General features: G+C 68.2%; 28 protein-coding genes and 3 pseudogenes. 17 read left to right on the top strand and 14 right to left on the bottom strand.

What is annotated here, in order from left to right; genetic code table 11:
* Positions 1-62 precede the first annotated feature (62 nt).
* From ACWFQ8_RS28465 to ACWFQ8_RS28450, 4 genes are all read left to right on the top strand, one after another.
* Positions 63-608 carry a DUF6197 family protein gene (locus ACWFQ8_RS28465; protein WP_453789137.1) on the top strand — a complete coding sequence of 182 codons (546 nt, stop codon included), beginning with the start codon at positions 63-65 and terminating at the stop codon, positions 606-608.
* Between the two features lie 116 nt (positions 609-724).
* Complete coding sequence (locus tag ACWFQ8_RS28460) at positions 725-1540, top strand: hypothetical protein (protein ID WP_453789136.1); 816 nt, start codon at positions 725-727, stop codon at positions 1538-1540.
* 116 nt (positions 1541-1656) lie between these two features.
* A complete protein-coding gene (locus ACWFQ8_RS28455) occupies positions 1657-1875 on the top strand; it encodes a hypothetical protein (RefSeq protein WP_453789135.1) in 219 nt (72 codons plus the stop codon).
* A 139-nt stretch (positions 1876-2014) separates the two neighbouring features.
* Positions 2015-2407, top strand: a complete 393-nt coding sequence (locus ACWFQ8_RS28450) for a hypothetical protein (RefSeq protein WP_453789134.1) — start codon at positions 2015-2017, stop codon at positions 2405-2407.
* Positions 2408-2462: 55 nt separating this feature from the next.
* Here the strand turns inward: ACWFQ8_RS28450 and ACWFQ8_RS28445 are convergent, their stop codons facing one another.
* Positions 2463-3080, bottom strand: a complete 618-nt coding sequence (locus ACWFQ8_RS28445) for a DUF6000 family protein (protein ID WP_453789164.1) — start codon at positions 3078-3080, stop codon at positions 2463-2465.
* 256 nt (positions 3081-3336) lie between these two features.
* Here ACWFQ8_RS28445 and ACWFQ8_RS28440 point away from each other — a divergent pair, with 256 nt between their 5' ends.
* Entirely contained in the window at positions 3337-3882 is a 546-nt protein-coding gene (locus ACWFQ8_RS28440; protein ID WP_453789133.1) for a DUF3885 domain-containing protein, read from the top strand.
* Positions 3883-4002: 120 nt separating this feature from the next.
* Positions 4003-4533 carry a hypothetical protein gene (locus ACWFQ8_RS28435; RefSeq protein ID WP_453789132.1) on the top strand — a complete coding sequence of 177 codons (531 nt, stop codon included), beginning with the start codon at positions 4003-4005 and terminating at the stop codon, positions 4531-4533.
* Here ACWFQ8_RS28435 and ACWFQ8_RS28430 read toward each other — a convergent pair.
* From ACWFQ8_RS28430 to ACWFQ8_RS28420, 3 genes are read right to left on the bottom strand one after another with little or no spacing between them, the layout of a single operon-like run.
* The gene (locus ACWFQ8_RS28430) at positions 4530-5039 is read right to left on the bottom strand and encodes a hypothetical protein (protein ID WP_453789131.1); all 510 of its coding nucleotides are present in this window, start codon (positions 5037-5039) and stop codon (positions 4530-4532) included. The two genes, ACWFQ8_RS28435 and ACWFQ8_RS28430, sit on opposite strands and share 4 nt — an antisense overlap.
* Position 5040: 1 nt before the next feature.
* Complete coding sequence (locus ACWFQ8_RS28425) at positions 5041-5865, bottom strand: hypothetical protein (protein ID WP_453789130.1); 825 nt, start codon at positions 5863-5865, stop codon at positions 5041-5043.
* A 5-nt stretch (positions 5866-5870) separates the two neighbouring features.
* Positions 5871-6071, bottom strand: coding sequence for a sigma factor-like helix-turn-helix DNA-binding protein (locus ACWFQ8_RS28420; RefSeq protein WP_453789129.1), 201 nt, complete (start codon positions 6069-6071; stop codon positions 5871-5873).
* Here ACWFQ8_RS28420 and ACWFQ8_RS28415 point away from each other — a divergent pair.
* Positions 6021-6143 (top strand): annotated as a pseudogene (locus tag ACWFQ8_RS28415) (pRL2-8); the annotation flags it as partial. The gene ACWFQ8_RS28420 and the pseudogene ACWFQ8_RS28415 overlap by 51 nt on opposite strands.
* 182 nt (positions 6144-6325) lie before the next feature.
* Positions 6326-6517: a hypothetical protein gene (locus ACWFQ8_RS28410; protein ID WP_453789128.1), complete on the top strand. Its 192-nt coding sequence runs from the start codon at positions 6326-6328 to the stop codon at positions 6515-6517.
* A gap of 224 nt (positions 6518-6741) precedes the next feature.
* On the opposite strand, the gene ACWFQ8_RS28405 is transcribed toward ACWFQ8_RS28410, so the two are convergent.
* Positions 6742-7155 carry a MerR family transcriptional regulator gene (locus ACWFQ8_RS28405; protein ID WP_383805147.1) on the bottom strand — a complete coding sequence of 138 codons (414 nt, stop codon included), beginning with the start codon at positions 7153-7155 and terminating at the stop codon, positions 6742-6744.
* Between the two features lie 400 nt (positions 7156-7555).
* Here ACWFQ8_RS28405 and ACWFQ8_RS28400 point away from each other — a divergent pair, with 400 nt between their 5' ends.
* Positions 7556-9061, top strand: coding sequence for a SulP family inorganic anion transporter (locus ACWFQ8_RS28400; RefSeq protein WP_383805146.1), 1506 nt, complete (start codon positions 7556-7558; stop codon positions 9059-9061).
* A gap of 160 nt (positions 9062-9221) precedes the next feature.
* Here ACWFQ8_RS28400 and ACWFQ8_RS28395 read toward each other — a convergent pair whose 3' ends face one another.
* From ACWFQ8_RS28395 to ACWFQ8_RS28380, 4 genes are all read right to left on the bottom strand, one after another.
* Complete coding sequence (locus ACWFQ8_RS28395) at positions 9222-9770, bottom strand: hypothetical protein (protein ID WP_383805144.1); 549 nt, start codon at positions 9768-9770, stop codon at positions 9222-9224.
* Positions 9767-12253 (bottom strand): tyrosine-type recombinase/integrase, encoded by a 2487-nt coding sequence (locus ACWFQ8_RS28390; RefSeq protein WP_383805142.1) that lies wholly within the window; start codon positions 12251-12253, stop codon positions 9767-9769. The genes ACWFQ8_RS28395 and ACWFQ8_RS28390 overlap by 4 nt, the downstream gene beginning before the upstream one ends.
* Positions 12250-13419 (bottom strand): tyrosine-type recombinase/integrase, encoded by a 1170-nt coding sequence (locus tag ACWFQ8_RS28385; RefSeq protein WP_383981771.1) that lies wholly within the window; start codon positions 13417-13419, stop codon positions 12250-12252. Before ACWFQ8_RS28385 ends, ACWFQ8_RS28390 begins: the two co-directional genes overlap by 4 nt.
* Before the next feature lie 525 nt (positions 13420-13944).
* Positions 13945-14877: a hypothetical protein gene (locus ACWFQ8_RS28380; protein WP_453789127.1), complete on the bottom strand. Its 933-nt coding sequence runs from the start codon at positions 14875-14877 to the stop codon at positions 13945-13947.
* A gap of 62 nt (positions 14878-14939) precedes the next feature.
* Here ACWFQ8_RS28380 and ACWFQ8_RS28375 point away from each other — a divergent pair, with 62 nt between their 5' ends.
* On the top strand, positions 14940-15176 hold the full coding sequence (locus ACWFQ8_RS28375; protein WP_453789126.1) for a hypothetical protein: 237 nt from the start codon (positions 14940-14942) through the stop codon (positions 15174-15176).
* On the opposite strand, the gene ACWFQ8_RS28370 is transcribed toward ACWFQ8_RS28375, so the two are convergent.
* Positions 15148-15657: a GNAT family N-acetyltransferase gene (locus ACWFQ8_RS28370; RefSeq protein WP_453789125.1), complete on the bottom strand. Its 510-nt coding sequence runs from the start codon at positions 15655-15657 to the stop codon at positions 15148-15150. The two genes, ACWFQ8_RS28375 and ACWFQ8_RS28370, sit on opposite strands and share 29 nt — an antisense overlap.
* A 491-nt stretch (positions 15658-16148) precedes the next feature.
* On the opposite strand from ACWFQ8_RS28370, the pseudogene ACWFQ8_RS28365 reads away from it, so the two are divergent.
* From ACWFQ8_RS28365 to ACWFQ8_RS28350, 4 genes and pseudogenes are all read left to right on the top strand, one after another.
* Positions 16149-16580 (top strand): annotated as a pseudogene (locus ACWFQ8_RS28365) (hypothetical protein); the annotation flags it as partial.
* A gap of 680 nt (positions 16581-17260) precedes the next feature.
* Positions 17261-17443, top strand: coding sequence for a hypothetical protein (locus ACWFQ8_RS28360; protein WP_453789124.1), 183 nt, complete (start codon positions 17261-17263; stop codon positions 17441-17443).
* A 433-nt stretch (positions 17444-17876) separates the two neighbouring features.
* Positions 17877-18206 carry a hypothetical protein gene (locus ACWFQ8_RS28355; RefSeq protein ID WP_453789123.1) on the top strand — a complete coding sequence of 110 codons (330 nt, stop codon included), beginning with the start codon at positions 17877-17879 and terminating at the stop codon, positions 18204-18206.
* On the top strand, positions 18196-18357 hold the full coding sequence (locus tag ACWFQ8_RS28350) for a hypothetical protein (RefSeq protein ID WP_453789122.1): 162 nt from the start codon (positions 18196-18198) through the stop codon (positions 18355-18357). The genes ACWFQ8_RS28355 and ACWFQ8_RS28350 overlap by 11 nt, the downstream gene beginning before the upstream one ends.
* A gap of 357 nt (positions 18358-18714) precedes the next feature.
* Here ACWFQ8_RS28350 and ACWFQ8_RS28345 read toward each other — a convergent pair whose 3' ends face one another.
* Positions 18715-20022, bottom strand: a complete 1308-nt coding sequence (locus tag ACWFQ8_RS28345; protein WP_453789121.1) for an MFS transporter — start codon at positions 20020-20022, stop codon at positions 18715-18717.
* Between the two features lie 634 nt (positions 20023-20656).
* Between ACWFQ8_RS28345 and ACWFQ8_RS28340 the strand changes: the two genes are divergently transcribed.
* A complete protein-coding gene (locus ACWFQ8_RS28340) occupies positions 20657-21136 on the top strand; it encodes an SUKH-4 family immunity protein (RefSeq protein WP_453789163.1) in 480 nt (159 codons plus the stop codon).
* A gap of 15 nt (positions 21137-21151) precedes the next feature.
* Here the strand turns inward: ACWFQ8_RS28340 and ACWFQ8_RS28335 are convergent, their stop codons facing one another.
* A complete protein-coding gene (locus ACWFQ8_RS28335) occupies positions 21152-22033 on the bottom strand; it encodes an IS5 family transposase (RefSeq protein ID WP_453789162.1) in 882 nt (293 codons plus the stop codon).
* Between the two features lie 107 nt (positions 22034-22140).
* On the opposite strand from ACWFQ8_RS28335, the pseudogene ACWFQ8_RS28330 reads away from it, so the two are divergent.
* Positions 22141-23392: pseudogene (locus ACWFQ8_RS28330) on the top strand (IS701 family transposase).
* Positions 23393-23616: 224 nt separating this feature from the next.
* The gene (locus tag ACWFQ8_RS28325; protein WP_453789120.1) at positions 23617-23925 is read left to right on the top strand and encodes a hypothetical protein; all 309 of its coding nucleotides are present in this window, start codon (positions 23617-23619) and stop codon (positions 23923-23925) included.
* Between the two features lie 311 nt (positions 23926-24236).
* On the opposite strand, the gene ACWFQ8_RS28320 is transcribed toward ACWFQ8_RS28325, so the two are convergent.
* Together ACWFQ8_RS28320 and ACWFQ8_RS28315 are read right to left on the bottom strand one after the other, a co-directional pair.
* Positions 24237-25451 (bottom strand): ParB/RepB/Spo0J family partition protein, encoded by a 1215-nt coding sequence (locus ACWFQ8_RS28320; RefSeq protein WP_453789119.1) that lies wholly within the window; start codon positions 25449-25451, stop codon positions 24237-24239.
* A complete protein-coding gene (locus tag ACWFQ8_RS28315) occupies positions 25451-26113 on the bottom strand; it encodes a ParA family protein (protein WP_365268382.1) in 663 nt (220 codons plus the stop codon). The genes ACWFQ8_RS28320 and ACWFQ8_RS28315 overlap by 1 nt, the downstream gene beginning before the upstream one ends.
* Between the last annotated feature and the right edge of the window lie 224 nt (positions 26114-26337).

Raw genomic sequence — 26337 nt, 5'->3', positions numbered from 1 at the left:
GAAGGGCGCCGCCGAAGAACCACCCCGGCGGCGCCCTTCGGCGTACCCCGCCTGGAGCCCCGATGCCCACCACCGCCCCCTCCCCCGCCATAACCCACCCTGCCCCGACCACCCAAGCCACCGCGCCACCGGCGGAACTGTCCCTCGAGGAACGCATGGCGTTCATCAACGCGGCGATGACCGTCCGACTGGAAGGGGCGGCCGTCGCCTACGAGGTCAACACGGCCCACATCCCCACCGAGCCCGTCGACCTGGCCGACGTCCTCACCGTCCCGCTCACCCCGACCCTCCAGCCGCCCACGCCCTACCCGACCCCGGTCGCGGCCCTCCTCCAGCGCGCGCACCATCGGCTGCTCACCGGCGGCTGGTGCTCCGGCGCCCTGGTCGACGCGGAAGGCGCCCGCTGCCTGTACGGCGCGATCCACGCCGAAGCCCGTGGCGACCAGAGCCTCGAATCGCGGGGCCTGGAGGTCCTGATGGACGCGATCCGCCGCAAGTTCACCGACGTCGACTCCGTGCCGTCCTTCAACGACGCGCACAGCTCCGGCCGCGTGCCGATGCGGATGCTCGACCAGGCCGCCGACCTAGCCAACGCCCGCGGCCTCTGACCCCGCTCCGGACCACCTGCCTCCTACCCGAACCCCTCGCGGTCGGGTACGGGCCAGGCCGTCCGGCCTGCACACCACCACCCGTCACACGAACCCGATCAAGGGAGCGCCCCGTCATGCAGTCCGACGACAAGCCCGTCAACGGCCAGCACGTACCGAACAGCCCGAGCTTCCTCGACCTGCTCGACCAGGCGGCCCCGCAGCCGGCCAACGGCCCGGACAAGGACCCCAGCACCAACCTCGCCCAGCTGCGCGCCGCGTGGAATGCCTCCTGGGAGCAGGGCGGCTTCCTGCACGGACGGTGGGAGGAACTGCGCCAGGTCCCGCAGGCCGGCTGGCACGGTATGAGCAACTGGATCAAGGCCCTGATGATCCTCACCGGGATGTGCGCGGGCATCATCCTGCTCGACACCGCCGGGGACATCTTCGACGCCGCCCTCAACCGCCTGGCCGACGCCGTGCCCGCCACCCAGGTCGGCACCAGCGCCTCAAGCGAGTTCTGGGGCGTGGTCGACAACCCGATCCGCACCTACATCGCCCAGCACACCGCCGGCCTTCCGGTCAGCGGCGCCGCCATCTACACCTTCTGGCAGATCACGGGCCTGTTCGGCCTGATCGGCGGCTTCATCGGAGCCACCGGCGCCCGCCTCACATGGACCTGCTGGGGCGCCGCGACCGCCGCGGTCGTGTGGACCACGACCCCCGCCGACGGGCGCACCGTCGCCACTGCCATCGCCGTCCTCGCCTGGACCATCGCCTCCACCCTCGCCCTGCGCGGCCTGAGCCTGCGACCGGTCATCAACAACTTCCCCCCGCCCGCCCTGCACGCCCCGGCCTTCCAGCCCCAGATCGAGATCCGGCCCGAGATCCACATTCCTGCCCCCGCGCCCGACGACGACGCGCCCGACAACGTCCACCCGTTCCAGCGCTGACCCCCGGTCGCTCCGCCTGGTCCTCGCCCTCCCCGCAGCTGCGGGACCGGGCGAGGGCCGGACAGGCCGACCGGCCGCCACGCACCACCCCCGCCCAGCGAGAAGGAGATCCCGTTTTGGCGAAAGCCCCGACCGTCATAGGCGTGCTCACCGAGCCTCTGGCCCCGACCTGGTGGAAGGTCAACCGTCACAAGGTCTTCGGCATCAGCGGGCTACTGATCGGCTACCTGATCGGCACCCACCTGCACGGCGCCCCCCAGCAGCCGCAGACGCCCCTGCCCGGCCACACCACGCCCGCGCCGCCCACACGCACGGCCCACGGCCTCGCCGCATGACCCAGCCGCACCACCCGCCGCGCCCGCCGAGCAGCTGCATCGGTGTCTCGGCGACGATTCTCTGCCTCTCGATGTTCGTACGGCTGGTGCCCTGACGCTCCTCTTCGGGCTGCAGCACACCAAACTGCTCGAACTCACCGTGCGCGACGTCATAGACGACAACGCGATGGTGGCGCTCAACCTCGCAGGCCATCGTCTCCCGCTGCCGCCCGAAGTCGCCCGGTTGGTCCGTGCGCAACGCGACCAGTGCCAGGCACGCTGGCAGCTCGATCAGGCAGCCAGCACAACACCGTGGCTGTTCCCCGGCCAGGAGCCCGCCCGCCCTCTCGGAGCCACCTACCTCAATTTGAAACTCCGCCGACACGGCATCGCGCCTCGCGCCGGCCGCAACAATGCTCGTCTCGCACTGGCCACAGACCTGCCGGCGTCCGTCCTCGCCGACTTCACAGGCACCAGCATCAGCAACGCCACCCGCTGGACCGGATACGCCAGACGCGACTGGCTCGACTACATCGCGTCCCGCACAATCTGACCGCTCCCCCGGGCGGCGACCATGGTCCAGAGAGACCACCACGAGAGAGGGGCAGTCATAGCGCCTCGGCGCATTCGTCGACGAACGCGCAAAGCCGGCGAATGAGGCTCAGGAAGAAGGGGATGGGGTCCGAGTCGTCCTGCATGTGAGGTGCATCCTGGAGCCACTGCTGCCACAGGCCACCCGGTTCCCGGAAGCGGTCGGCTTGACCACCTCCAAGGTTCAGGTCGATGAACTGGAGAGCGCCCATGACGACGGTCTGGTCGTACGCGAGGTCAGGGCGGCAGAGGTAGCGATCAAGGTAGGCGGCGAGCAGATCAGCGTCGCGCGCCGTTCCGAAACTGGCCAGGGCCACGCTATAGGCCAGCCCAGCACAGCAGACCTCGCTAGCCAGCAGGAGTTCCCCGAGGCGCTCACGGAACTCGGTCCGGCGGGAGACAGCTACGAGCCAAGCAGCAGTTCTCCGCTCTCTCCAGCCGCCCTCAAGGAGAGTGACGATCTCATCTGTGGTGATGAGTCCCGCGTCTTCACAGAGATCTCGCATGAATCGGTCGCACTCAGGACTTTGCATGCGCAGCAAGCTGCCGCCGAGCTTGAGATAACGCCGCTCGGGCGTGACATACCGGCGAACCAGGGCCAGCAACTCGGCATCGTCACGAGGATCGCGTATCACACGGCCGATCTTGCCTTGCTGGTGCAAAACGAGGCCATCCCATTCTTGCGCTGCTCGTCCGCCGCCCTCACCGGGGCCAGCGCGACGGACTGGACGAACTTCGTCGAGCGCAACCGGACCGGCTACGTCAGCAGCCGGCGAAGTGATAGCTGAGAAGTCGGTTTCTCTCATGGGTGAGCCCCGGCATCATGGTCGTCGGTAAGTGGGTACGCGAGAGGGACGAGTGCGGCGGGTGTCTGGAGACGGGCAGGCTGATTTGACGGAGCTGTGGCAGCAGCATTGGCCCAGTTGCCCTCCGGTTGGGTACAAGCTCCGTGACCCGTATCGGGATGTCTGGGTACGTTTTCACAGCCTGCCGGAGTCGAAGCGGTATCCCGAGGACGAGAGCGAGTACACCGTCGTCCTGGAGCGTTACAACACCGTCCTTGATGAGTTGTTCGCTGGTGCGGACGTGTACGTCATCACTCCGACCTGGACGACTGAAGCCGAGGTTCCGTCAGTGAAACCCGGAACGGGGTATTGGCAGAGCTTGCTGGTGGAGGACGATCCCGACCCTGAGTTCCGCACGTACTGCCACCTCTTCGCCGCCCGCCGGCCCTGGCAGCGCGGCTGCGTCGACGACTTGCTCCGAGATACCGCCGAGGACAAGGTGGCCGGAATCCTCATCACCGATACCCGCATGCAGCGCATCCACCACCCCTACGACGGTGGCGCCGACGTCTTCCTCACCACATCCGACGAGCGGGACCAGATGCGCGATCGGCATGCCGACTGGCTTTCCAGTCATCCCTCGGGTCTCTGACCGGCTCGGATCGCCGCCCCGCTCAGAACGGTCTGCACCCCAAGTACCGGGTTGAGAGGCTCCACGAGTTCCCTGGTGGCGACGGCCACGAGGCGGGCGGGTGCATCACCCTCCAGCTTCTTGATCGGTATCGACGCTGTCATGGACTTCGTCACCGCCGGCCAGCTGTCCGTCGGCCTGCCGGCCATCGCCCAAGACCTGGGCGGCGGAACAGCCCTCGGTGTGCTCTTCGCCAGCTTCGGCGGAGGGTCCGTCATCGGAGCGTGGCTCGCTCCCCGGGTCCGGCCCGGGCGACTCGGGCCGGCAAGATCCGTGCTCATCCTCCACCTGCTCCAGGCACCCCTCCTGGCCGCTCTCCCAGTCAGCCCCCTACCGGTAGGCGCTGCCTGCCTCGTGGTCATGGGGTTCCTGAACGGCATTGCCGTCGTGATCTACATGTCCATCATTCAGCGGGCCACCCCGAGCGCCATGCTCGGCCGGGTCATGTCCCTTCTGGTGTTCGCGGGCCTCAGTCTCCAGCCCCTCGGCCAGCTGTCCACCGGCTGGAGCATCGAAGCCGGCTGGCTCACTGCCTCCTTCGCGATCGCGGCGGCAATCATGGCAATCACCTCTGTGGCCGCGCTGACGAGCCGGACCCTCCGCGATCTCTAGGATGGAGGCCAGGCCCGTCCGTTCTTCCCCTTCTGGCGCAGGTCAACGGCGGGGCAGGGGAACGATGCTCTTGGCATCGTCCCCCTGCCTTTGATCCGGGACCGCAGCGGACGTACTGAGCTGACGCCGAAGCCGCTGGACTTCGTCGTCTTTGGCCGCCAAAACCGATAGCAGGTGCCGTGGCGCTCCTTGAGCTGCGCAAGCTCCTGGTGGGTGCGGGCGAGTTTGCCGGTGATCCGCTGGTTGAGGTCACGCAGCCGTGCGATGCGGGCCTCGCGCGGGTCGGGCTGTCGGCCTGCCGCCCAGGCAGCTGCCCTTCGCTTCTCGAACTCGTCCTTGAGGTGGCCCCAGGTTCGGTAGAGGGATGCGCCGGAGACGCCCGCCTCACGGGCGAGCGTCTTGACGTCGCAGGCGCCACCGGGCGGGATCTGCCCAGCCAGCAGCCGGTCGATGGCCGCGCGGACGCGCCGTTCAATCTGGTCGCGCTGCTGGTGACTGAGTGCCATGTCATCCGGCCTTTCCGGCTGCCGTGTCGATCTCTTCGAGAACTCGCATCGGCCGCTCGTGTTCGGCTCGCAGCCGGTCCCTTTCCTGGGCCGGGATGCGCGGGCTGGCCAGCAGGACGGCGCCGTTGTCAGCCGAGGTCTGCCAGACATGGCGGTGAAGGTGGTGGTGGGTGGCTTGCGGGCAGCGGGAGCTGTCATACAGCCCGGTCAGCGGAGCTGCCGCGGACCGCGTGCCGGCGAGTTTGAGACACAAGGCTTTCGCCGGGTCCTCGAACCAGCAGTAGTTCGCCACGGACAGGTGCAACACCGATGCCTTCTTCTTCAACAGCAGTTCGATCTGCCGGTCGGTGACGACCTTCGCCGGGCTCGGCTCATGGTCGGCGAGCTCACTTTCGACGGAGCGTAATGCGGCCATGAGGGAGTCGGCTCCAGGGCCCGCAGGCAGCTGCCCCTGTTCGAACTGCCGGTACGCCTCGATGGTCCGCCTGACCTTGTCCTTCTCCTCCTCCTTCTTCCACTCGCGGTGGAAGACGGCCTGGGCGCCGCCTGGCCGGCCTGCGTACCCCTCGCTGGTCGCCACCTGCAGATGCTTGAAGTGAACCTTGGTGGCCAGCAGGCCATCGGGACGGGCGGCCATCTCGACAGACAGCGTCCGCCGCAAACGGCGGGGGTGCACCGGGTCGTCGGGAATTGCTTCCAGGCCCATGCGTCGCCCGGCGGGCGAGGCGACCCACTGCCGCAACCAGGTCATGGCCCCGCGCGCGTGGGTCAAGGCCCATGACCTGCGCGGTGATGACGGCCACCCGTGGCGCTTCGCGTCGTCCACGGCGATCACCGGGCCACGGCGAGACGGAGGCGGTCGGCACCGCGGTGGATGTTCTGCTGGACGGCCTGGCGGGTCTTGCCCAGGCGGCGGGCGATGCGGTCGTGCGAGAGGCCCAAGACCAAGGCCGCCAAGAAGAGCTCGGGTTGGTGGTAGCCGTGGCCACCGCCAACAACCCGCGCTGGGGCGAGTGCCGGCAGTGCTGGCACCACGCCTACGCCGGCCGCGAGGCCCACGCGCACCTCGGTCCGCGCGAGGACTGCCCCGCGTGCGTGGACCACACAGGAAGTCGTCGTCGAACAGCACCGGCATCCGCTCGGGGATCAACGGCTCGCCATCGAGCCCCCAGGACTGCCAGCCCTCGGCAGAGAAGAAGTGCACCAACATGCGTCGGCACGGTAGGTCCGCGACACGATCCTCATCAACCGCTACCCCCACGCCTGATCAACGGGAGTCGAGGAATGTGAGACACGCCAAGAAAGCAGCGACAAACTGGGTCCAGAACGACCACTGCGCCCGGGTCAAGGCCGCCACCGACGCCAAGCCGGTCCTGATGCCCGCCGCCGACCCGGACGCGGAACCCGTCGCGCACGGCACCCGCGATGGGATCAAGGCGTGCGCCTGGCACGTTTCTTCTGTTGGGCTGGCTGCGTAAGTGTGTGTCGGCGAATCGGTGTCCCAACTGGCCAGTGGCCCCCTCGGACTGGCGGATCGATGTGCGACAGATGTCGCATAGGGCCTCTCGGTAGCCCCCCGCAGGCCCCGGTGGCCGGGCCCGGAGAACTTGCTCGCGGAGGTGGGAAAGCTCCAGCAGGTGCGGCGGCTGGAGCTGTCGGCAGGCCTGTTCGTGGACGTGTCGGTGAAGCTGGTGGACGCGTTTCAGCGGCGGACAGCGTGAACGCTCTGCTCCAGGCGGGCACCCAGGGTGGCGGCGAAGTCCTCGGCGCGGGCCAGCTGGACGCGGAGCTTGTCGACCTGCTCGGTGGCGGCCTGCTCGTACTCCCGCACACGCTTCAGCAGGGTCTCGCGCTCGCCGGTGTCGAGGCCGGGGTCGTTGTCGAGGCGGTCGGTGGCCTCCAGCAGGTCGCGCATCTGGTCGAGGGTGAAGCCGAGCGGCTTCATGCGGCGGATGACCATGAGGCGGGCGACGTCGGTCTCGGTGTAGAGGCGGAAGCCGCCCTGGGAGCGGGCGGACGGGGTGACCAGGCCGGTCTCCTCGTAGTGCCGGATGGTGCGCAGGGACAGTTCCGTCCGCGCGGCGACTTCGCCGATCTGCATGTGCTTGTCGTCCACGCCGGTGGTCCTGGCCCTTCTCGTCGTGGCAGGCAGCGTTCAGCACTGCCCTACCGATCTCTACTCTAACGTTAGGGTAGAGTTGCTGATGGCGAGGGCGGCCTGCGCTGCCCCGCATGGCCGTGTCGGGGCCGATGGCGCCCCCGGCGGAGATCCGATTCTTGCAGGAGAGAGCGTGCGCGAGCCCATGACGCCGATCGCCGCCGCCTGCCCGCCGTGACGCTTCGCCTCCAGGCGTGAGCCCGGCCGCGCGCCCGCGCAGGCTCCGCTCCGCCTCCCTTCCACTTCCGGCCCGCTCCTGGCGGGCCGTCCGCGGAGTGCCGGTCCGGCCCCTCCGCGTTCTCCCGCCCGCCCCAACCTGCCCGTGGGGTGTGCCCGAGCACGACAGGTACCCGATCCCTTGTCTTCTGCTTCCCTGACGTCCCCGGCCGCGCGGCTGCGTGGCCTGCGCCCCGACTGGCTGAATAACCCGAAGGTCTGGCGCACCGAGGTGCTGGCCGGCCTGGTCGTCGCGCTCGCGCTGATCCCGGAGGCGATCTCGTTCTCGATCATCGCCGGGGTCGACCCGGCGGTCGGCCTGTTCGCCTCGTTCACCATGGCCGTGGTCATTTCAATCGTCGGCGGACGCCGGGCGATGATCTCCGCCGCCACCGGCGCCGTCGCCCTCGTGATCGCCCCGCTGAACCGGGAGCACGGCTTCGGTTACCTGGTCGCGGCGGTCATCCTGGCCGGCGTCATCCAGGTCGCGCTCGGCGCGCTGGGGGTGGCGAAGCTGATGAGGTTCGTGCCGCGCTCGGTGATGGTCGGCTTCGTCAACGCCCTCGCCATCCTGATCTTCATGGCTCAGGTCCCCGAAATGCACGACGTTCCGTGGGCCGTGTACCCGCTGATCATCGGCGGCCTCGCGCTGATGGTGTTCTTCCCGAAGGTCACCACGGTGATCCCGGCGCCGCTGGTCTCCATCGTCATCCTGACCGTCATCACCGTCGCCGCCGCGATCGCCGTGCCGACCGTCGGCGACAAGGGCGCCCTGCCGTCCTCGCTTCCGGTGCCCGGCCTGCCGGACGTGCCGTTCACGATGGACACCCTGACCACCATCGCCCCCTACGCCTTCGCGATGGCGCTGGTCGGCCTGATGGAGTCCCTGATGACGGCCAAGCTGGTCGACGAGATCACCGACACCCACTCCTCCAAGACCCGCGAATCGGTCGGACAGGGCATCGCCAACATCGTCACCGGCTTCTTCGGCGGCATGGGCGGCTGCGCCATGATCGGCCAGACGATGATCAACGTGAAGGTGTCCAGAGCCCGCACCCGCCTGTCGACCTTCCTGGCCGGCGTGTTCCTGATGGTGCTGTGCATCGTCTTCGGCCCGGTCGTCTCCGACATCCCCATGGCCGCCCTGGTCGCCGTCATGGTCATGGTGTCCTTCGCGACGTTCGACTGGCACTCCATCGCCCCCAAGACATTGAAGCGGATGCCGGCCGGTGAGATCGCCGTCATGGTCATCACCGTGATCTGCGTGGTCGCCACCGACAACCTCGCCATCGGCGTCGTCGTCGGCTCCGTCACCGCGATGGTCATCTTCGCCAAGCGCGTCGCCCACCTCGCCAACGTCACCCCGGTCACCGACCCCGACGGCAGCACGGTGGTGTACTCCGTGACCGGCGAGCTGTTCTTCGCCTCCTCCAACGACCTCGTCGGCCAGTTCAACTACGCCACCGACCCCGACAAGGTCGTCATCGACCTGTCCGCCGCCCACATCTGGGACGCCTCCTCGGTCGCCGCGCTCGACGCCATCGAGACCAAGTACGCCCAACGCGGCAAGACCGTCGAGATCATCGGCCTGAACGACCCCAGCGCTGACCTCCACGGCAAACTCACCGGCGAACTCACCAGCCACTGACGCTCGCCGCGTGCAACCCGAAGGACCCCGGCTGCCATCCGGGGTCCTTCGCCGTGTGCCAGCTGGAGGTGCACGGAGCCGAGAGCGACGGCAGCCGGAAATGCGTCGCCAACGGCCAGCAGACCCCTGATCCACATGGACAGGACCCCGGCTAGGCAGGTCAGCGATGCCGCTGAGGGCGGTTGTTGAGCTGGTTCATCAATTCGCGGTTGGTTGCCCGAGCGGCCACCAGGTCCTCGTCGCGTTCACCGAGCTGCGCTGCAAGATCGGCTACCTGTTGTTCGAGATGGGCGATCCTCTTCTGAAGGGCGTCGATGTCGGTGGGGGCTCCAAGCCCGGTGGCGCGCCAGGCGTCCTGGCCGAGCGCGTGGGACAGCCGTCGTTCGAGTTGGACAATGTGCTGGGCCTGGCGAGTGCTGCGGTCGGTGAGGTTGGAGAGGTCGGCCAGAAGCGACCGCCAGCTGACCATGGGGCCCGTGGAGCCCTCCTGCGGCTGCGCGGCACGCGCCAGGACAGCGGCGTGGAGATCGCTGTGTCGGTAGATCAGGCTGCGGTGCACGTTGGCCAGCCGTGCGACGGCGGAGACAGTGATCGTCAGGCCGTCGCGGGTCAGGTCGTCGAGGGCGGCCAGGACGCGGCGGCGTCTGCGGGCCGAGTCGTCGGCGCGCGCTTTCGCGAGCTGATCCGCTGGTAGCGGACGACGATTCACTGGTCACGTCCGATCCGGATGTCGCCCGCTGCGGGCCGTACGGTCGGCATCCCGAGCTGGACCGTGCGGGATTTGCGCAGGATCGCGGTGGCCCGGCGGATCTCCTCGCGGTCCTCCGCGGTGAGGGCGTCCAGGTTGTTCTCGACCCGGCGGATCAGGCTCCGCAGGCGGGTGATCTCCTCCTCGGAGGGGGTCGCCTCCGCGCGGGCCCAGTCGTCGAGCTCACCGGCGGCGGCCAGGCGTTCCCGGTCACGGAGCAGGGTGTCGAGGTAGGCCCGAAGGTCCGGCAGGTAGGACGGGTCGGTGCGGAAGTGGTCACAGCCCAGGCAGCGGAACCTGAACGGGCAGGCGTGCCCGCCGGCCTTGACGTTGCTGGGCTCGGCGCAGATCCCGAAGGGAACGGCGACCTGCCCAACGCGCATCCGGGCATGTTCGTGGTCCAGCAGCGCCTTGGCCTGGTCCCACAGCCGCCCTCCGTGCCGGTCGAACTGGAGGGTGACCAGACGGTCGACCGCTCGGCGGGTGCGTTTCTCCGTCACCCGGTAGTAGGTCTGCGTGGTGCCCAGAGTCTTGTGACCCATGAGCTCCCGCAGCACGTCCACCGGCGTTCCGGCGTCGGCGTGCCGCTGCGCGTAGCTGTGCCGGTAGCAATAGAGGGTGATCCGCGACTTGTCGAACTCCTCACCCACGACGGTCAGCAGGGCGGGCATGGTCCGCACCCATTCGCGGTGGAGCTGGCTGAGGAACATCGACCGGTAGGGGTTGGTGCCGTCCGGGTTGAAGTTCGGGTTCGGGAACAGGGCGAGCCGGCCGGTTGGGGTCTGCGGGAAGCGGGCGCGCACGCGGTCTCGCTGTTCGCGGATCAGCGCGGCGGTGGTGTCCGGGATCGGCAGCCGGCATCGGAGCCGGTTGTTCTTGAAGTCCGTGTAGACCAGGACGTGCTTGCCGTCCTCGTCGGTCTCCAGGCAGTCCCAGGGGAGCTTCTGCACTTCGTCCGGGCGGCGGCCGGTGTCGATGAGGATCTCGACCGCGATTCTGGCGTGTCGGCCCCCGGCGGGAACGCCGAGCCGGCCGTTGCGGCGGCTGGTCTCCAGCGAGTCGAGCCGCTCGCACAGCTTGGTCAGGATCTCGCGGGGCAGAGCCCTGCCGCCGCCCTCGACCTGGGGAGGGCTGGGGATGTCGCCCTTGCGGAAGGAGAAGTCGTCCGGCAGCCCGGCCAGCATCTGGGCCGGCCGGGTCAGGCCCATCTCGCGGATCTCCCGGAGGAAGCGGGCGCACCAGCGGCAGATCGTCACCCGCAGGTTCGCGCTGACCTGCCCGGTTCGCTCCAGGTAGGCCAGGCGTTGCTGGAACACCTCGATGTCGGAGCGCCGCAGCAGCTCGGGTACATGGCCGTGGTCCTCGCGGTTGATGTTCAGGCTGTCGGAGAGGCGTTCCAGGCAGACGACCATGCTCATGAGCGAGTTGGGGATGTTGCGGCCGTAGCGGCGGGGGATCGCGTCCATGACCCACGCCTTGGCCGCTCGCCGCAGCCACTCCTGGTGCAGGCCGGTGAAGTTCATGGTGCGGCCCCGTCCCAGCCCGAATACTTCCGCGTCCCAGACGTCCTTGAGCTGTTCCAGCTCCGGGGTGGCCAGCCCCACACGGATGTCGCAGGTCATGATCTTCCAGATCCCCGCCAGGCGGGTGTTCCGCTCGACCACCAGCCGGCTCAGGCTACTGACCTGCTGGGCGAGGGCGGTGTCGCACAGGAGCTTGAACGCGTTGTGCAGCAGGCGCACGTGCCGGTCCAGCCGTTGCTGGGTCCCGAAGAGGATTTCGGCAACGACCAGATCCGGCAGGCCCCGAAAGCTGATCAAGGTGCCGTCGCGCACCGAGGCCGTGGTGCGGCGCCACAAGTCGGCATCGATGCCCGGGTCCTTCCTGCGGGCTTCGTTCCAGCTCCACCGATGCCCCGAGCAGAACCCGCCCTGGTAGTCCTTGCTCTGCCGGTGGCAGGCCACCACGCCGCACGGCTCCAGCGCCGGCTTCGGCTTCACACGCGGATCGACGACGAACTCCTCGATCGATCCGATGCCGAGGCGGTACTTCTGCTCCATGTGACTGAGGCAGACGGGCGTGTCGTACGACCTCCACACCCGTGCGCAGCCGGGCACCGTGCAGGCCCCGTCCGTGCCCGTGAAGATCCGCACCGCAGTAGCCAGGAAATCCTCCAGCGGCTCGCCGCCGGCCAGCCACCGCTTTCGGCAGGTGGGACACAACGGAGCGCCGCCGGCGATGTGCGCGGGCGAGACGCAGTTCCGCACGACGCAGGACCGGTAGCCGATCAGAGGGTGATCGGGCGACGGCCGCGCGATCCGCAGTTCCTCGTCCCAGCCCAGCCCCGCCAGGAAATCCGGACGCACCAGCGAGAACAGCCGCTCGGCCTGCGCCGGATCCCGTCCGCTGTCCGCAGGCGGTGCCAGCGCGAGCTCCCCGTTCACCGACGCACCTCCTCGATGAGCGAACCCACGCGTTCGACCGCGGCCCGCAGTCGCTGCGGCGAGGGGTGGAGATAGACCTGGGTGCTGATCACCGAGGCGTGGCCCAGGAGCTGCTGCACCTCGTCAATGGCTCCGCCGGCCTCGACCACGTTGGTGGCGAAGGCGTGCCGCAGGGCGTGCGGATGGACGACCCGTTCCAGCCCGGCCCGCTCCGACAACCGCACGAGCAACTCGTTGACTGCGCCGGGCTTCATCGGCGCACCGACCGGTGGCCGGGCCAGGTTCACCAGCACCACGTCGCCCAGTACTGCCTCCGCACACCTCGCACGCTCGACCGCGTACTGATCGAACGCCTGCACCAGCAGGAAGTCCACCGGCACCGCCCGAGACCGCCGCGACTTTGCCCACGCACCCGAGCCGTTGTCCCGGCGCACCACGTGCAGGTGCGAACCCGGCACCGCGCACCCCAGATGCCGGGCATCGACGAGGAAGTGGATGTCCTCGCGACGCAGCCCCGCCGCTTCCCCGCGGCGTAGCCCGGCCCGTGCCATGAGCAGCACGATCAGCCGATCCCGTGCTGTCCGACAGGCCCGTAACAGAGCCAGCACCTCCTCGTCGCTGGCACGGTCAACCGGCTCGTCCGGCACCGCCGCCCGGTGCCGGGCCCTGGCGTAGTAGCCGGGCCTGACCGCCTCACCCCGAACCTCGACAGGAAGGCCACGATCATCAGCCACGTCGTAGAGCATGCCCAGCACCGCCGTCGGGGCGTTTCCCACGGCCACCTGGTGCTTGAGGAACTCCCGTACCGCGGCCAAGACCGTGTTCACCCGACGCGGGCCCCGCACCGGCCGGCATCCCGGACCGGCGACCACGGTGCCGCCGTCCAACCGAGCATGCCGAAGCCAGAGCATGAACGATCCGAGCCGGCCGGCGCACTCCCGCCAGTCCCGGCCGGAGTGAGCACACCAGGTCAGGAACAACTTCATCGCGCCCGCGTACGTCGCGGTTGTCGTTTCGGCCTGGTCCCGGCCGAAACGCACGTGCCGCAGGAACTCGTCCACCTCGGCGACCGGGACCAGCTCGTCCTCGTTCAGCACCGTCCAGTACCGGTCCCCCGAAGGCATCCGCACCAAAAAGGGCCGCAGCCGCAGCTGCCTGTTCTCCATCACGGCCGCATCTCAGCAACAACTGCGACGTCCGCGACACCGGTTCGGGAACTGTCGGGCACAGGTTCACCGCCCGGAGTGACACGACAGTGCACGACACCTACTGGAACCCAAGGGAACTGCCTGACCTACACCGCCACGCAGGCCGTCGTGGTCGGGGCCGGCGCCCGCGTCCTGGGCATCCGGCTGCACCCGGCGCCGCCGCGGCCGTGCTCGCCCTGTCGGGCATCAGCCACTACATCGCCGACCGCCGCGTCCCGGGCGGCGTCGACCCCGGGGAATTGCATCAGATGCACGAGGGGGAGGCGCCGTATTCCCTGGCGCTGGACGAAGTGGAGCTACGGTCTCCACCGTCAGGGTCCGTTTCGCTGGGTGGTCTGACCTGCCACAGATGCCGCCAGCTGTGCTGCAACGGCTGCTCGGTATCAGCCCTATGGCGGCCGAACGATGGTCTGCCGGCGCGGTCAGAATGGCCTACGCAGCCGAGGTGGCCCGTCGGTCGTGAGCTGCACGTCTCGGCCGCTATCAGGCTTCGATGCGAAGCCACGTGTCGCCAGCGCGAAGCCATAGAAGACCGTCGCGACCCTGACCGCAGCGCATGACCACCCGTCCGGGCACTCGAATCTTGCGCCGCTCGGTCACACTCCAGGTATCACCGTCCAACTCGGCTCGCACCACTTCGGTTGACCTCTGGTTGTGAACGCGCTTGGTCAGGACCGCTCGATGGTCGCGCACGGCGAAACCGTCCGGGTCACGTACGGGGCTGGGCCAACTGGTCACCTCACCGGTCGACGGGGTGATCCGCGTCAAGAACGTGCCTCCCCGCCGACTGCCGGAATACCAGATCAGCCAGACCTGTTCCCCCTCGGTGGCAGCGGTGCATCCCTCCAAAGGCACGTCAGGAAGGCGACCTCCCGGAGCCCAGGTCGCCCGACCATCGGCACTCCAGCCGGCAAGACCGGCTGCAGACTCCGGATGCCCTCCATAGATGCCTTCGTCTCCGTAAGCCGTCCAGATCGATCCCTCGCGATCGGTCACCAGAGCAGGGATGTCGTCGCCGATGCAGAAGGTGGCTTCTTGGTCACCACTTTCCAGAGAGAACACCACGGCGTTCGGGCTCCATGCTCCCGACTCCTCCTTGCCCGCTCGACCGCTTGCGATGAGAAGCCGGGCCTCCGGGAGAAGAGCGATGTGGCTCGGCCTGACCGGGACGTCCTTGATCAGTCGACGTTGAAGCGACCCGTCAGCCTGGCGAATCACGAGCACCGCATCGAAGGGGACCTGCGGGCCCCATCCCACCCAACCCTTCACGTAGCGGCTTCGGCGTAGGCACTGCCGATGGACGAGCAGAACAGCCAGCTCCCCCGCCGGGCCAACGGTCCACCACAGAGGGCGTCGTCCCGCCCAGAGGTCCGTTACGGACGGCTTCCAGACCCTCTGCACGTCGACCGTCGACATCACATCCCCCCTGCTTTCAGATGCAGCACCCGAACGTAAGTGCTGATGAGAGGAGTGTATTGATGCCAGAACCAGGAACCGCCCCCGCGTCGTCCGACTGCCCCGCGGTGGGCTCACAGACGCTATTCCGCACAGTCGAATATCCGAACCTGCCGATATTGGAGCGGCTCGCGACCGCGACCGGCAAGGAGAACTTCTTCCGCCTGGCCGATCACGGCCTCAACGGCGCGTACGCGCTGGACCTTCTCTGCACCAACGGCTCGGTGATGGTCAGGTCAAATCAGTGCGTGGGTCGATGATCCAGTGATTGGTGTCCAGAACTCGACCGGCGAACTCTAGGCTCTGTTCTTCGACGAACGTGAATCCGACAGCGCGGCAGATGCCATTGGAAGGCTGGTTGCTGGTTGCGGGGAAGGCGTGGATGAGTCCCCAGCGGCCGTCCTCCCTGGCCATCTCAAGCAGCGTCCGCACGGCTCGCTTGCCGTAGCCCTGGCCTTGGAAGGCGGGCAGGACCATCCAACCGATCTCGGAGATGCGATGGTCGTCGGCTTCGTGGGACCACAGCGACACAGTTCCGGCGACGGCCGAGGGGGCAGCCGCTTCGGGGATGATCATTTTGGTCCAGGCGGTGTCCTCGACAGCTCGGCGGACATCGCGCTGCACCTTCTCATCCATGCCTTCTCGCGGCAGTGGACCCCCGAGATCTTTCATCATGTCAGGATCGCATCGCATGCGGATGTAAGCGTCGACATCATCAAGCACCACATTGCGCAACAGCATTCTGTGCCTCCTGGTTGGCAGCGATTGTCCAATGTGATCACGCAGCCCGCGCTGCTGGGGTCTGTGCTCCCCTCACTCTCCTGTGAGCTGCGACTTCTGATGTGGGACGACGGGAAGCCCGAGCGAGACTGGGCCAAGAGCAGGGCCTCCGGCGTCAGGTCGGCAATGTCGATCCCGAAGACGGTCAACGGGACGATCACGTCGAAATCCTGGAGCTGACCGCCGACCGCCGTGAGCACCGCCTGGAGCAGCTGGTCCGGATGCTGCACACCCCGGTCACCCTGGACGACGGCCGCACCGTCGACATCGCCGCCTCGGTCGGCGCCGCGACCCCGGCCTCGGTCGGCTCCCGCGACCTGACCGTGCTGCAGAGGGCCGCCGAGGCCGCCCTCTACGACGGCGAACACTCCGGCCGGGCGGTCCTGGCGACCAGGCAGCACGTCACGGTGCCATCCATCAACGGGCGCCGGGCGGGCAGGCCGGGGACAGCCGTGTGGGGGCGAGCAGCGGGCGACTGGATCCGCGGCATCAGCATCCGGCAGCCGTACGCGGCCTGCATTCTCGCCGGTGCCAAGACCGTGGAGAACCGGCCCGGCAGGTGGCGGACCGGCTGGGTGCTGCTGCACACGAGCAAGACCGTCGACCGGCCCGCCCTGCGCGCCCCGCTGATCGGCCGCACGGTCCGCGACCGCCAGCTGGTCACCGGCGCGGTCGTCGGCATCGCCCGGATCACCGACTGCCACCAGGACCCCGAAGGAGCACCGCTCTGCTCGGACTGGGTCCTCCCCGGCGTCTGGCACCTGGTGCTCGCCGACGTCCAGGAGCTGCCCCTGCCCGTCCCCGCACGCGGGCAGGTCGTGCCCTGGAAGCCGACGCCGGACCTGCTGGAGCGCGTGTTCCAGCAGCTGCCCGACTTCCGGCCGTGCCCCTTACCCGAGGCAAGAAGCCGCCGTTCGAGCCGGGCCTGGTCCCGGCTCCCGGCGCTCTCCTCGAATGGCGTGACAGCCAGCACTTCGACCGCTGGCAGGACCGCCCCTGCGTGCTGTGCGACAAGCCCACGCCGCTGCGCTCCCACGCAGGGGAGCCCGTGCACAAGGCGTGCGCGGAGAACTGGGTCGCCGCGAACCCGGTTGAGGCCCGCCTCGGCCGGTTCGCCTCCGACACCCAGCCCAAGAGCAGCCAGCGCGCCACCCACGCCTGAACCCCTCCCCCCGGAGGCCCCCATGAGCAGCACCGACCGCAACGTCGACCACGCTCTCGCCTACCCTGAGCCGCCCGCCTCCCCGCTCTGGCACCGCCACGGCGCCGTGCAGGCCCGGCCCCTCACCGACGCGGAGAAGAAGCGCAACCGCGAGCTACTGGTGCTCGCGCAGTACACCCCCCGACCCCGCTCCCCTCGCCCCACCGAGACCCTGGCGGAGGCCAGCTTCCTGCGGGACATGATGCTCGACCGGTACGGCGACTACGCCGTCATATTCGACGCTGACCGCGACCAGGTCCCCGTCTTCACCGCACACGGGACATGGGTCGGCCTGGCGGACAACCCCGACGCCATCACCACGCTCATCGACATCCACGAGCGCGTGAACGGCGGCGACGCCTGATGGCCGCCATCACCGCGCAGGCCCGCACCGTCCTGGAGCGGTTCCCCGCCGGAGGCCCCCACGGCTCCTGGCCGGCCGAGGAGTACGCCGCCGCCCAACGCGCCCAAGGCACGCAGGCGCAGGTCGTGATGGACCTGCCCACCGACCAGGTCCTCGTGGTCACCGAGACCACCACCCAGTAACACCACCCCGGAGCTCCGCGCCCTGCCCTTCCCGGCTGGGCGCGTAGCTCCGCACGCCAACCCTCTTTCACCACCGAGCAGCAGACTGCCTTGCGACCGATCCGTCTGACCTCGTTCGGCTACCTGCACCTGCCCACCGGCCCGGACGGCTCCCCCGTCCCGCCCGCCGCCGGCCGGATCGAAGACGTCCGCGACCGGCTCCGCGATCCGGCCGCCGCCCGCGACATCCTCGACCTCGACGGCTTCCACCCCCGCGTCCGGGAAGTCGTCCCGAAACCCCCGGCGCCCGCGAGCTGCTTGCCAACCTCGCTAACTACGCCGACCTCCCCGCCGGCCCCAGCCACATCGCCATCGGCTGTGCAGGCGGCACCGCGTCCATGCCGCCACTCGCTTCGCCGGCCGAGTCCGGCGCACCAAGCGGCCCGCCAACGCCATGCTCGCCAACCCCGACTTGCAGATCTTTCTCGGCAAGGGCATGACCTGCGTCCTGGATCCGAAGCGGGCGGCCTGCCGCCTCCGCAGCGAGGAGGACGGCGCCCGCCGCACCCCCGACCTCGATGATTGCCGCCCGAACTGCGTCAATATCGCGCGGACCGATCGCGACATCGAACACGTCTTCGTTCAGATCGAGCGGCTACGGCCGCTCGTCGACGACCCGCTGGCCCCCGCCTTCCGACACGCCCGCGAACAGTACGAGCTCGACCGCCTGGAACACATCGTCACCGCCCACGACCACGCCGGAGAACCCCACGATGGCCACTGACCGCGACGCCGAGCGCAACGCCATCACAGCAGCGATGCAGCGGCTGCGCGAAGGCCATCCAACCCGGTCCACTGGGGCGCTCACCACGCTGCAACTCGCCGTCGAGGCAGGCGTCAAGCGCTGGTCCTCACCCACAAGCACGTTGACCTGAAAGAAGAATTCGCCGCCGAAAGACCGAGGCGAATGGCATCCCGTCGGCCTTCCAGCACCTGCACGCCCGCGCCGTCGACGCCGGAGCCGCGTCCCACGCACTGCGGGAGGACACCGACCAGCTCCGCGAGCACGTCGCCGTCTATGCCCAGGTCATCCACGAACTCCGCACCGAGCTGGACCGGCGCACCGACAACACCACCCAGCGCAGCCCCGTCCGGAGCCTTCCCACCAGCACCACCTGAAGCGATAGGCGACCGGGGCGTTGACCGTTTCCCAAGTTGGTTGGTACGCGGGAGCGGCAGCTGAGCCGTTGTCGGCCTGCACGAAAGGTTTCAGTGTTCGCGAAGGTTCACCGTCACCTTCTGTTCTTGTCTGGGATGTCCGCTGTACCCACCGTGCCCTTTGCGGCTTCGGTGGGTCGGTAGCTGGTGGGAAGGTCGCGCTGGGTTCGCATCGGGCTGAAGGCGAGGATCAGCCAACAGGGGGCGAGGAGACCCGTCATGATCCACATGGCGGTTCGAGGACCTAGGGCGTCGCCCAGGAAGCCACCGAGCAGGGAGCCGAGCGGAATGGTGCTGTGGTTGAGCATCATGCTGGTGGCCACCACCCTCCCCAGGAGATGGGGAGGGCAGTACATCTGGCGGAAGCTGCCCAGGATGACGTTGCAGGAGACGATGCCGACACCGATCACGAAGGCGCCGGACGCGAAGAACAGCAAGCCCGCCCCGCCAGACGTCAGCGGCATGAGCAGCGCCCACGGCCCGGTGAGCATCTGGATCACCAGCATTCCGCGAGCGGTGCCGAACCGGCGCCCGATGGACTGGGCGAGCATCGCGCCCAGGATGCCCCCGAGGCTGCCTGCTATCAGAACCAGCCCAACCGTTCCCGGGGTGATTTCGATGGTGCGGACCAGGAAGACGACCTGCACCGCCTGGTAACCCATCAGAGCCAGGTTGACGATGGCCCCGTAGAACACCATCGGGCGTAGGTAGCGGTCTTGCAGGACGAATCGCAGCCCCTCGGCGACTTGGCTGCGCAGGTTTTCGTGCCGTCCGTCCTTCTCGGGCGGTGTCTCCTGCGCGTGGATCGAACGGAGGCACCACGCCGAGACGAGGAATGTGAGCGCGTCCACGAGCAGCCCGGCCACCGCGCCGAAGGCATGGGCGATCAGACCGGCCAGTCCGGGGCCGGCCACACTGGTCCCGGCTTCGCTCACCTGGAGTTTGGAGTTGCCCTCCAACAGATCCCGCTCGGCCAGGACGGTGGGCAGGTAGACATGGTTGGCGGTGTTGAAGAACACCGCGGCCGTGCCTCCGGCCAGCGCGACGATCAGCAGGTGGGTGAAGGTCAGGGCGTCGAGCCAGGCAAGGGCCGGCACGCTCGCGTACAGACCCGCCGACACCAGGTTGCAGGCGAGCATCACGGGGCGCCGGCGCACCCGGTCCAGCCATGCGCCCGCCGGCAGACCAACCACCAACCAGGGCAGCCAGACCGCCGCGGACAGCAGACCCACCGCAGTGGCATTCGTGTCCAGCACTACGACGGCGATCAGCGGAAGTGCCACGGAGGTCACGCTGTTGCCGAGCGTGCGCGCTGTCTCTCCGAACCACAGCAATCGGAAGTCGCGCTGCCGCAACACCCCGCCGTACTCCATCTTTTCCATGCAGACAATCCTGCGTGACTACGGGTGGATGACCGCAGCCGGGTACTTGATCTCCAGTGCGGTCCTACAGCCGTGATCGATTGACGTTGGAAGCAACAGCTCGCAATCGGCGAGAGAACTGGCGGCCGGCACCGTGCCAGCGGTCTTCCGAATTCCTGGCCCAAGCACTCCGCGCTCGCGGCCGTGAGGTCGTAGTCGAGCACCTGCACGTTCATCTGCCGCGCGTCCTCAAGACGCCCGCCGGCCCTCGCACCGCCACCATCGAGCAGGAGACCGCCCGATGATCCGACGCTTCCGCCGCTGCGGCCACGCCCCCGGCGCACTCACCCCCGAGGACCAGGCCGCCGTCGGCCAGTTCCGCGCGATGCTCACCGCCGTACGCGACCCGCAGCCCTGGACCCGGCCACGGCCAGGACGTCGCCGTACGCGTGGGCCCGTTCATCGAGCGCGCGCACACCCGGCCCGGCGACGACCACGGCACCGAGACGATCGCCGTCGCCCTGGTCCACCCCGACACCCCGCACGCCGCGGCCTAGGTCCTGTCCGATGGGTCGTCCACGCGGTCTGAGAGGATCGGATAGACAGATTGAGTAGGGGGTGCCGGTTGCCGAGCGCGCTGTGGCTGCCATATGACGTGAGTTCTCTCGCGCGCCTGGGTGTGGGCGGTGAGGCGGTGTCTGGGCTGGTCGAGCGAGGGTTGCCAGCCGACTGCAATCGCATGTTCGTGCGGGACTCGGGTCGGGAGCTGGATGTCCGCGAGCTTCCGCCGGGTCGGGCTGCGTTCCTCGGTGCGTTCGAGGACGGCGTCAACACGTACTGGCTGCTGATCGACAGCGGTGAAGTGTGGATGGCCCGCGGCTATGAAGGCGATGGGGATCAGCAGTACGGGCTGGTCAGCTCTTCGGTGGCTGGTCTGCAGAACGTCCTGGAGGTGTGGGAGGCGTTCGCTTGCTCGGGAAAGAGCGATGCGGACGACGACTACGAGGACTACGTCGAAGACGTGCTTGAGCGGGCCCGGCGGAGCGATCCGAGGGTGTTCGAGGACGACGAAGCCTGGTGGTCACGCGTTTTCGAGGAAGTCGAGCTCGGCGTCTTGGTCCCGGAAGAGGTATAGCCGCGAACGCGATGGTCACGGGCGGAGCCACAGTCGGATCGCCGCGATCGTGACTGTCCCGTGGAAGACGTAGGCCCGCTTGTCGTAGCGGGTGGCGACCGCGCGGAACGTCTTGAGTCGGTTGATGGTGCGCTCGACCTCATTGCGGCGCCGGTAGACCGTTGTGTCGAAGCCGGTGGGTCGGCCGCCCTTGCTGCCCCGTCGTTGGCGGTTGGCCCGCTGGTCCCTGGGTTCAGGGATCGTGTGCTTGATCTGTCGGCGCCGCAGGTATCGGCGGTTTCGGCGAGAGGAATACGCTTTGTCTCCCCCGACGTGGTCTGGTCGGGTGCGTGGGCGTCCGCCGCCCGGCCTTGGGACTTTGACCTGTTCGAGCACAGGTATGAACTGCGGGGCGTCACCCCACTGTCCGGGCGTGATGACGAAGGCCAACGGGCGACGACCACCCTCGCTGGCCAGGTGGATTTTGCAGTTCAGCCCGCCCCTGGAGCGGCCCAGGCCTTCGTCGGAACGGTGTCTGGCCGGGCGACTGCGGCGGCCCGGAATTCGTGGCGCGCGGGTGAGGGCGCCGGCTGCGTGCTGGTGTGCTCGGCAGGACGTCGAGTCGACGCTCACCATGCTCCAGTCCATTCGGCCCTCTGCATCAGCGTCGGCTTGGACGGCCCGCAGGATCTTCTCCCACGTCTCGTCCGCCGACCATCTGCGATGACGATCGTGAACCGTCTTCCACTTGCCGAACTGCGGCGGCAGATCCCGCCAGGGCAGGCCGATCCGCTGCCGGAACAGAATCCCATTGATCACTCGGCGGTGGCACTGCCAACGCCCGCCCCGACCACGGTTACGCGGAAGATGCCGCTCCAGCCGCATCCACTCGTCATCTGAAAGATCACCTCGCCCCACACCGACCGCAACGATCCAGCGCAAGGCGAGTCACAGGACCCATCGGACACGGCCTAATACTCCAGCAGCGGATCGTGTCCTGAGCTGGCTGTTGTCGTTGTCAGGGCATGGTGGGGATTGTTGAGGCCCAGGGGTGGGCTGCGGAGTTGGATGTGGTGTTCGCTCGGGTTGCGGGCCGGTTCGGCCGGGCGGATCTGCGGTGGCGGATGCGATTACCTGCGGGGGCTGCTGGCTCCGGTGGCCCGGAAGAACGGCTGGCAGCTGGCCGAGTACGCAGGTCACCGCACACCGGACGGGTTCCAGAGGCTTCTGAACTCCAGCGTGTGGGACGCGGACGCACTGCGTGACGACGTCCGGGAGTACGTCGTCGGCAAGCTCGGGCCGGGTGGTGTGCTGGTCATCGACGACACCGGATTCATCAAGAAGGGCACCACCTCGGCCGGGGTGGGCCGGCAGTACACCGGTACCTCGGGGAAGATCGACAACTGTCAGATCGGGGTGTTCGCCGCCTATGCCACCAGCCGTGGGCGGGCCCTTGTGGACCGGGAGTTGTATCTGCCCAAGGCCTGGACCGGCGACCTGGAACGCTGCCGGGCCGCCAAGATTCCTGACGAGCGGGAGTTCGCGACCAAGGGCGAGCTCGCGAAGGCGATGGTTACCCGCTGTCTGGCCGCGGGCTTGCCCGCTACGTGGGTGACGGCGGACGAGGCCTATGGCCAGGAATGGAAGTTCCGGCGCCTGCTCGAGGAACTCGGGGTGGGCTATGTGGTGGCGGTTCCGAAGTCGCAGCAGGTCAAGAGCCTGGCCGGGTTCTGGCGGATCGACGAGCTCATAGCCCAGGCGCCGGAGGATGCCTGGCAGCGGCTCTCCTGCGGTGACGGGGTGAAGGGCCCGCGCATCTACGACTGGGCCAGCGCGCGACTGCCGTCGATCAGCTTCTTCGACGGTGACGAGCCCACCCACCACCGCTGGATCCTGGCCCGCCGCAGCCTGAAGCGCCCTGACGAGATCGCCTACTACTTCGCCTACGCGCCCGTGGCCTGCACGGTCACGGACCTGGCGAGGGTGGCCGGGATGCGATGGGCCATCGAGGAATGCTTCCAGGCCGCGAAGAACGAGTGCGGCCTGGACCAGTACGAGGTCCGCCGCTATATCGGCTGGTACCGGCACATCACCCTGGCCATGCTCGCCCACGCCTTCCTCGCCGGCCTCGCCGCCGACGAGATGGTAAAGGGGGCAGCAGAAACGACCCCACCTGCAGCGTCGTCGCTCTCACCGTGGCAGAGATCCGACGACTCATGGAACATCTCCTGCCCCACCACCGAACCCGCCGACCTCGCCCACAAGATCACGCACTGAACTGGTCCCACTGGCGCCGACGCCACCAGGCCACTGCCCAACGCAGCCACTACCTGAGAAGAACCAGCTCAGGACACGATCCGCTGCTGGAGTACTAAGCCCACCGCTACGCCAGCAAGGGCTGGCTGCGCTGCGAGACGGCCGCGATCCTCGGTGCCTGGCAGCCGGCCTACGCGATCCTCACCCACACCGCGGCGGGCCTCGACCTCCCCGACGACGTTGGCATGACCCCCGCGCACTACGGCGTCCACGTCGAAGCACGTAAGCCCGACGGCACCGGCTACACCCTGCTCCGCCTCGGCCCCTACACCCAGACCTGGCTCGCCTCCCGCGACGCCGACCGTCTCAACACAGAATTGAGGGGCAGGGTGGCCACCGTCCTCCCCGGGTTCACGATCACTGCGACGAGTGCGCCCTTCGATGTGAGCAGCCACGAGAGCTACAGCAACCCGTACGACAACGACGCCACCGCACACTTGGCCGCCGCGGTCGCCGGGCGCGGCCTCCCACTCGGCATCGACCTCAGCGCCTGAGCACACGAAGCGGCCCCCGCCGTCCGGACCTCGATCCGGGTGGTGGGGACCGCATTTGCGTTTCTGGAGCGGTCAGCTCCTGGTTGGTTTTACGGCCGTAAAACTCGCTGTGCGGGGACTGCTCGATCGATGCGGCTGCCAGCTCGTGGGCGGACCTGGTGGTCCGGCTCCTTCCGTCTTTCGAATTTTGTCGAAGCACGAAAGAAGCCCTTGGTCCGACGTATGTCGGGGCAAGGGCTCCTTTGCGTGCAGGGCGGCTGCGCCGGAGTGTCAGGCGGAACCCGGCTGGCTAACTAACCGACTCCCACCGGCTACATCTCCTTGAGTAGCAGGTCGGCCACCTGAGCTCGGAAAGACGGATCGGTGGCTGCGGCGAGGTCTCCTATGAATGCCTCCGCCGTGCCCAGCAGCTCGACGTAGCGGGCGATGGCCTTGCGCCGCTGAGTCTCTCCGAGCTTCTCGAAGATGATGTCCATGCTGGCCACGCCATCGTCCCACGGCATCTTCACGACAGGCTTCGGGAAGTCCTGTACGTCGACGTTCACCGGCTCTGCGCGAGGGTCAGGTACGTCCGGCAGGTTCTGCAGGACGTTGCCCGGATCGCTGCTTCCCAGAGCCTGCTCAGGATCGGGTGGGCCTCCGTTGTCCGAGGCGGTCCGGTTTACCGCGGTAAACCGAGACGAGTCGGTGCCCGTCGTAGCCGCAGCTGCATCCGACCGGGGGGCCGACGGCGTGGTCTGGTTTACCGCGGTAAACCGATCGGCTGCTTCCGGTGACGGCTGGGGCGACGGCTGCGTGATGGGCCTCTCTGCGGCTTCACGAGCCCGGGGGGTGCGCGGAGCCCGCTCGGCTGCTGCTCGGCGCTGGACCTCGCGCTCCCACGCCTCTTCCTGTTCGGCATGAGGCAACCCGGCGATATCACGAGCCACACGGACAGGCATCTCGCCCTGGGAGACAATGGCCTGGAGGGCAGGGGTGAGCTTCAGGAGCTTGCGCTGCTGACTCACCCACCCCTTGGTCTTCCCGTAGTGGCTGGCGACCTGATCAGCTCCCCCGAGCTGCGCGACCATCGTCTCGATACCGATGGCTCGCTCGATCGGGTCCAGGTCCTCACGATCAACGTTCTCGGACAACACCGCGTCTAGGAAATCGGCCCGGGACTTCGCGACGTCCTCGTTGTGTACGACGTTGAGCGTCGTCAGTCCGGCAGCCAGGGAGCCGCGGAAGCGGCGCTCACCGTTGGCGATGACGTACGGCAGTATCCCGACACTCTCCGCTTCCTCAGGCCAAAGCTTCAGGTAGGCGGCACGCGAGACCACGACGGCCGGCTGCAGCTGACGCTTCTTGAGCTTGAGACCGAACTCCCTGAGCTCTTCCTCACTGCCGAAGTTGCGGCGGGGATTGAAGCGGGTGGGCACCATCTGCGACAGCGGCAACGTCAGCAGGAGCGGATCGCTCCGACCGGGAACGTCGTCGACCTTCTGGCCGGCGAGTGACGCGAGACTGGTGCGGCGTCCGGCGGCCATCAGGCGCGACCTCCATAACCCATCTCCAGAGCGAGGCGGAAGAAGTCCTCGCGTGCTTCCATGGCGACCCGGTTCTTGGCGTACTGGGTGACGACCTTGCCCTCCACCGAGGCCCGGGTGTGGACCTTGTACCGCCTTATCACCGTCTCGGTCCGCGGCCACCCCTGCGCGTCGATGTACTCCTGGGTGTCCACGAGGTCGGCCGTTCCGTCGCGCGGGTCCCAGTTGTTGATCACTACCTTGTACGGCAGACCCGTGGGCTCGATGACCTTGGCGATCGTGCGCGCGGTGGGGTCGAACGCGAGCCCCTCGGGCGGCATCGGCACGATCACGTCGTGCGCGTACTTCAAGGCTTCCAGGAGAAGGTTCTCGTCCTGGAGGCTGCCCGGGGTGTCGATGAAGACGTGCTGCAGTCCGTCCTTGCTGTTCTTGAGGACGTCGGCGACCACCGCACCGAGGTTGAGAGTGGTGGTGGTCTTCCCCACCCCGCCCTTCTGATTGGCAATCACGTGGACCCTGGCCCCGGTCTCCTGGAGGATCCGCAGGTTCTCGGGCGACTCGTGTTCCTGCGAGAAGTCGAAGGGCAGGTCCGTGATGCGGTTGGCCCACCACACGGTTGAGGCCTGGGGGTCGATGGATACGACGTACACGCTTGCTGGCATTTGATGCTCGCTCCGTTTGCTTCCCGATGGTTCCGGTACTTCGGGCTGGACGGAATGATGCCAGATCTCGACTATCCGGGTTGCGTCGGCGCAAGCAGGGATGGAGGCTAGTGTCGCTTTTGTCGTGCCCCCGGGGTGTTTAGCGGGTAAAACACCGCGGGCGGCCCGAGGGGGGGGAGGGGGGGGTTCACCAACGCCCCCGGTGTTGGGGGGGACCGCACGCG

The sequence above is a fragment of the Streptomyces sp. NPDC055254 genome (genome assembly GCF_053606025.1).
Note: the sequence above shows the minus strand (reverse complement) of the source record. Positions and strands in the feature narration are given on the sequence as shown.

What these genes read in the sequence shown, in the direction of transcription:
- ACWFQ8_RS28375 (WP_453789126.1), top strand. Translation starts at nt 14,940, where the DNA reads ATGCCAGAACCAGGAACCGCCCCCGCGTCGTCCGACTGCCCCGCGGTG.
- ACWFQ8_RS28465 (WP_453789137.1), top strand. Translation starts at nt 63, where the DNA reads ATGCCCACCACCGCCCCCTCCCCCGCCATAACCCACCCTGCCCCGACC.
- ACWFQ8_RS28360 (WP_453789124.1), top strand. Translation starts at nt 17,261, where the DNA reads ATGGCCGCCATCACCGCGCAGGCCCGCACCGTCCTGGAGCGGTTCCCC.
- ACWFQ8_RS28345 (WP_453789121.1), bottom strand. Translation starts at nt 20,022, where the DNA reads ATGGAAAAGATGGAGTACGGCGGGGTGTTGCGGCAGCGCGACTTCCGA.
- ACWFQ8_RS28370 (WP_453789125.1), bottom strand. Translation starts at nt 15,657, where the DNA reads ATGCTGTTGCGCAATGTGGTGCTTGATGATGTCGACGCTTACATCCGC.
- ACWFQ8_RS28315 (WP_365268382.1), bottom strand. Translation starts at nt 26,113, where the DNA reads ATGCCAGCAAGCGTGTACGTCGTATCCATCGACCCCCAGGCCTCAACC.
- ACWFQ8_RS28320 (WP_453789119.1), bottom strand. Translation starts at nt 25,451, where the DNA reads ATGGCCGCCGGACGCCGCACCAGTCTCGCGTCACTCGCCGGCCAGAAG.
- ACWFQ8_RS28380 (WP_453789127.1), bottom strand. Translation starts at nt 14,877, where the DNA reads ATGTCGACGGTCGACGTGCAGAGGGTCTGGAAGCCGTCCGTAACGGAC.
- ACWFQ8_RS28460 (WP_453789136.1), top strand. Translation starts at nt 725, where the DNA reads ATGCAGTCCGACGACAAGCCCGTCAACGGCCAGCACGTACCGAACAGC.
- ACWFQ8_RS28430 (WP_453789131.1), bottom strand. Translation starts at nt 5,039, where the DNA reads ATGGCACTCAGTCACCAGCAGCGCGACCAGATTGAACGGCGCGTCCGC.
- ACWFQ8_RS28350 (WP_453789122.1), top strand. Translation starts at nt 18,196, where the DNA reads ATGGCCACTGACCGCGACGCCGAGCGCAACGCCATCACAGCAGCGATG.
- ACWFQ8_RS28325 (WP_453789120.1), top strand. Translation starts at nt 23,617, where the DNA reads ATGACCCCCGCGCACTACGGCGTCCACGTCGAAGCACGTAAGCCCGAC.
- ACWFQ8_RS28355 (WP_453789123.1), top strand. Translation starts at nt 17,877, where the DNA reads ATGCTCGCCAACCCCGACTTGCAGATCTTTCTCGGCAAGGGCATGACC.
- ACWFQ8_RS28385 (WP_383981771.1), bottom strand. Translation starts at nt 13,419, where the DNA reads ATGGAGAACAGGCAGCTGCGGCTGCGGCCCTTTTTGGTGCGGATGCCT.